Source organism: Roseateles sp. P5_B10, assembly GCF_056400485.1.
This window is the reverse complement of the sequence record NZ_JBFULE010001482.1, coordinates 1-686: the sequence shown is the minus strand read 5'-3', so window position 1 is coordinate 686 and position 686 is coordinate 1. Positions and strand designations below refer to the sequence as shown.

The 686-nt window shown below is 69.1% G+C and carries 1 protein-coding gene; it reads right to left on the bottom strand.

Annotation, left to right across the window (positions count from 1 at the left end; translation table 11 throughout):
* Positions 1 to 686: aminotransferase class I/II-fold pyridoxal phosphate-dependent enzyme (locus AC1DU6_RS34110; protein ID WP_477862850.1), on the bottom strand; the 686-nt coding region annotated here is incomplete at both ends.

The window sequence follows — 686 nt, the reverse complement described above, 5'->3', positions numbered from 1 at the left end:
GATCGGTCAGGCCGAAGTCGCGGCCTGGTGTCAGCGCCACCTGGGCACTCTGCAGCAGTTCGTGAGCGAAGGCCCAGCTGTCGGCGTGATGGCGGCTGACATCCATCCAGGCGTAGAAGGCGCCGTCCGGGGGCACCGGCACATTCAAGCCCAGGGCGTTGAGCGCGGGCACGATGTAGTTGCGGCGCTCGCGCAGTACCGCACGGCGGCGTTCGAACTCGGCGATGGAGGCGGGCTCGAAGGCCGCCAGCGCCGCCATCTGCGCCAGCGTGGACGGGCAGATATAGAGGTTCTGGGCCAGCCGCTCGATGGCGGGCACGAGATCAGGGGGCAACACCAGCCAGCCTAGGCGCCAACCCGTCATGCCGAAGTACTTGGAGAAGCTGTTGACCGAGATGATGTCCTCGCCCAACGCGAGCGCGCTGTGGCCGAAGTGCTCCTCGTAGCTGAGCGGCAGATAGATCTCGTCAACCACCGTGACGCCACCGCGCTCACGCACGAAGCCGGCGATGTCGGCCAGCACCTCGGGCGCAATGGAGGTGCCGGTGGGGTTGCTCGGCGAGGCCAGCAACACGCCACGGGTCGCCGGTGTCCACGCGTCGCGGACCTGCTGCGCACCGAGCTGGAAGCGCTCCGCGGCGCCGGTCGGCAGCAGCCGCGGCGTGGCGTCCGCAGCCGTCACGAAG